Annotated in this window: 3 protein-coding genes and 1 pseudogene; all 4 read right to left on the bottom strand. The window is 33.6% G+C overall.

The window, feature by feature from the left end:
- Window positions 1-1,052 (bottom strand): Mur ligase family protein (locus tag Q0075_RS08945; RefSeq protein WP_297869226.1); only part of this gene is annotated, 1,052 nt, incomplete at its 3' end.
- Window positions 1,053-1,121: 69 nt separating this feature from the next.
- Complete coding sequence (locus Q0075_RS08940) at window positions 1,122-1,811, bottom strand: hypothetical protein (protein WP_297869225.1); 690 nt, start codon at window positions 1,809-1,811, stop codon at window positions 1,122-1,124.
- Window positions 1,812-1,901: 90 nt separating this feature from the next.
- Window positions 1,902-4,049, bottom strand: coding sequence for a S46 family peptidase (locus Q0075_RS08935; protein WP_297869224.1), 2,148 nt, complete (start codon window positions 4,047-4,049; stop codon window positions 1,902-1,904).
- Between the two features lie 184 nt (window positions 4,050-4,233).
- Window positions 4,234-4,452, bottom strand: a pseudogene (locus tag Q0075_RS08930) (GTPase ObgE); the annotation flags it as partial.

Below are 4,452 nucleotides of genomic sequence, written 5' to 3'. Positions count from 1 at the left end.
TCTAAACAAGCAATTAATTTTCTATCAGGATATTGTGCTTTCACCGCTTTTGTAGTGGCCGAAACTTTACTTGGCGAATGTGCAAAATCTTTATAAGCAACTTTATTTGCACTTTCGGCAATTTTTTCTAATCGTTTAGAAGCACCTTTGAAACTAGCGATTGCTTCGTAAAATTCGGCTTCGTCTACTCCCATGCATTGGCAAATCCATTTGGCACCGGCTAAATTGCTTAGATTGTGTGCCCCGAAAACTTCAATTGGCATTGAACCTTCTGGCGTATCGAGCAACGTGGTTCCGTTTTCAACTGTGTAACTTGGTGTTTGATACGCAATTTTTCGGATAGGATTTTCGGTTCCTTCGGCTACTGCTTTTACGGCTTCGTCTTCTTCGTTATAGACTAAAATTCCCCCACGCGTTATTTGGTTAGCGAAAATTCTAAATTGTTCCACATAATTATCAAACGTTGGAAACACATTGATATGATCCCAAGCAATTCCAGACAATAATGCAATATTGGGTTGGTACAAATGGAATTTTGGTCGCAAATCGATTGGAGAAGTCAAATATTCATCGCCTTCCAACACAATAAAATCGTTATCTTCGGTTAAATGCACCATTGTATCAAAACCTTCTAATTGAGCTCCCACCATATAATCCACTTCAATATTGTGATAATGCATTACGTGTAAAATCATCGAAGTAATTGTAGTCTTTCCGTGCGAACCGCCAATCACCACTCGGGTTTTGTTTTTCGATTGTTCGTATAAAAATTCGGGATACGAATATATTTTCAACCCTAATTCTTGCGCTTTCAATAATTCAGGATTATCCGCTTTGGCGTGCATTCCTAAAATAATCGCTTCGATATCAGTTGTGATTTTTTCTGGAAACCAACCTTCTTCGGCTGGCAACAATCCTTTTTTCTCCAAACGCGATTTTGAAGGTTCGAAAATAGCGTCATCGCTACCTGTTACGTGATATCCTTTGTTATGTAATGCTAATGCTAAATTGTGCATGGCTGCTCCGCCGATGGCTATGAAATGTGTTCTCATTTTTATGTTGAATTGTTAAACTGTTAATTTGTCAAATCGATTATACGATTCAACATTTCAACAATTACACTATTTGTTTTCAAATTGTTCTTTTAACTTATTGGCTTTCGCTTTATCTTTTAACTTATTCAAATATAAGTCATATAATTTTTCGAAAGTAGTTTTTGAATTCCCAATTTCGTGTGCTTTTTTATAATGGATTTCTGCTTTCGCATAACGGCTGAAATAGACATCAATATATCCTTTTGCTAAATAACCATCAACTTTTGAAAGTGTCATTAATTCATCGGCATATTTTTGTGCTTTTTTTTCGCTTCCGCCAATAATTGCTGGTAATTCGATATATAACATTACTAAAGCCCAACGTGTTTCGATATGTTTTGAATTTAATTTTGCTGCAGTTAAAAACGATTTTTCTACTTCATCAATCATTCCTAAAGCTTTGAATTTATTGGATTCTTTGGCTTTCATTCCTAATGCGCCACCATATTTATACCAATAATTAGCATTTTTAGGATAACTAATTTTTAGTCTTTTATAGTTGGTAATCGCGACATCCCATTTTTTTTGATGTCCAGCAATATCACCAAGATATTCAATCGTTTTAGCGTGATTAGGTTGTGATTTTAAATATTCAGAAAATAATTTTTCGGCTTCATTAAATTTTTTTTGTCCATACAATTTCTCAGCCAATTCAAACGTTGATTGAGAAAAGACTGACAATGAAAGCAATAGCAAAAAGATTTGGATAAATTTCATTTTTCAAAAATAGTGAAATGATTTTGGATATTCCGCATAAAAAAAACGACCTGATTACTCAAGTCGTTTTTAATTGTTTTTATTTAGAAATTACTTCACAATAGTCATTTCATCAACAATGTGTTTCGCTCCTGAGAAATTCTCAATTACCCATAAAACGTAACGAATATCAACGTTGATTGTTCTTTGTAATTTTTTGTCAAAGATTACGTCACCCGCCATAGCTTCGATGTTTCCATCAAATGCTAAACCGATTAACTCCCCTTTTCCGTTTAATACTGGCGAACCTGAATTTCCACCCGTAATATCGTTGTCAGTTAAGAAACAAACGTGTAAAGAACCGTCTTTATCAGCATAACGACCATATTCTTTTTTAGCATTCATTTCTAATACTCTTGTAGGTAAATCAAATTCTAAATCACCTTTTTTGTATTTTTTAACTTGACCTGCTAATGTAGTGTAGTTGTTGATTGTAGCATCATTACGTTTGTCAGCTGGTAAAGAACGAACTTTTCCATACGTTAAACGTAAAGTTGAATTAGCATCTGGATATTTGATTTCTCCAATTTTAGATTCTCTTAAACCTTCCACTAATAAACGGAAAGAAGCACCAAAATCATTTTGAGATTTGATTAATTCTTCACTTCTAAAGCTGTAATGAGTCAATAAGTCATTTGTTAACACATAAAGTGGATCATTTTTAAGTAATTCTTCAGATGGTAAATCTAAGAAAGCTTTTACTCTATCAACAGAAGTAAAAATACTTAAATCGAATGCTGCGTTTACATATTTTGTAAAATCACCATTGTTTTCTGCAGCTAATTTCTCAACCATTGGAGCTAATTTATATCCTGCTTTTTTAGCATATAAATTTAATTGAGCTGCTAAAATATCTTTTTCAGCTGGAATATGTAACTCACTGTGCATTCCTTGAGCCATTTCTAAAATAGCTGGAGCCATTTGTACTCTTTTTGTAGCATCTGCTTTAGCATAGTTTTCTAACTGTTTTCCTAAACCTCTACTTACTGTTCCAAAAGCTGAAGTTCTAAACAATTGCATCATATAGTTATCATGACGTGATTTTTCGTTTGTTAAAGCATAATATTTATTGATTGTAGGAACTACATTTCCGTATTTTGCTTTGTTAGCTGGTTGGTTAGCCCATTTGTGGAATTTAGCTTCTTGAGCTGCTTTCGTTTTAGCAGTACCAAATTTTGATAACGCATCAATCATTCCTTGACGGTTTTTCCAGTAGTTAGCAACTCCTGCAAATTTAGAAGCATAAATAAGGTTTAAAGCATCCGACTGAACCATGTATTTTTTCATGTTGTCCATTCCTGTTTTTGAACCTTCAACCCATGCTGGATAAGCAAATTTTACGTTTTGCTCAATTCCACCTGCTGGCATCCAACGGTTAGTTCTACCTGGATAACCTAAAATCATTGCGAAGTCATTCTCTTTAACTCCACCAATGTTTACTGGCAAATAATGTTTTGGTTGTAATGGAACATTGTTTGTAGAATATTCAGCCGGATTACCGTTTGCATCAGCATACACTCTAAACATAGAGAAATCTGCTGTATGACGTGGCCATTCCCAGTTGTCTGTATCGCCACCAAATTTTCCTAAACTTTCTGGTGGAGTTCCTACTAAACGAACATCTTTGTAATCTTGGTAAACGAAATAGTAGTATTCGTTTCCTTGAAAAAACGGACGAACAGAAACTGTATATTTCCCACCTTCGTTGTTTTCTTTCTCAATTTTCGCGATTTCAGCATTGATAGCTTTTTCTCTATCCGCTTCGCTCATTGAAGGATTTACAACAGATAAGATTCTTTTTGTACAATCGTCCATACGAACAAAGAAACGTACATATAAACTTGAAGGTTTTAACTCTTCAGCTCTGTTTTTTGCCCAATACCCATTTTTTAAATAGTTTTTTTCTGCTGAAGATAATTCTGCAATGGCATCATATCCACAGTGGTGATTAGTCAAAACCAATCCATCTTTTGAAATTAATTCAGCTGTACATCCACCATTAAATTGAACGATAGCATCTTTTAAACTGTGGTTGTTGATACTGTAAATTTCTTCGGCTGTTAATTGCAAGCCCATTTTTTGCATGTCGCGGTGATTTAAACGCTCAATGAACATTAAAAACCACATTCCTTCATCTGCTTTTACCGAAGCTGGCACAAGCATAATAGCAGAAACGACAAATAATACTAATTTTTTCATAATAAATCTGTGTTCTTTTGATTTGTGTGGCGAATATACTTAAAAATACGATTTCGATAAAATTATCATTTCAAAATCAAGTTAGATTGAAGCAATTTTAACTTTTTATTATAATAACTGCATTAAAAACAAAAAAGCACCTTCAAATAAAAGATGCTTTTTCTTACGTTTATTTTAACTTTTTTTATTTTTCTTCAGCATTCAACATTTGCCACAATTTGTCTTTCAACTCTTGTAAACCTTGTTGTGCAACAGATGAAATAAACATATAAGGTGTTCCTTTAAATTCCTTATCCAATTGTTTTTTCAATTCTGCTTTTAACTCGTCATCTAACATATCGCATTTTGAAATCACAATTAAACGATCTTTATCTAACATTTCTGGATTGTAACGACGTAATTC

Origin of the sequence: uncultured Flavobacterium sp., from assembly GCF_937967675.1 — a bacterium.
GTDB lineage: Bacteria > Bacteroidota > Bacteroidia > Flavobacteriales > Flavobacteriaceae > Flavobacterium.
Note: the sequence above shows the minus strand (reverse complement) of the source record. Positions and strands in the feature narration are given on the sequence as shown.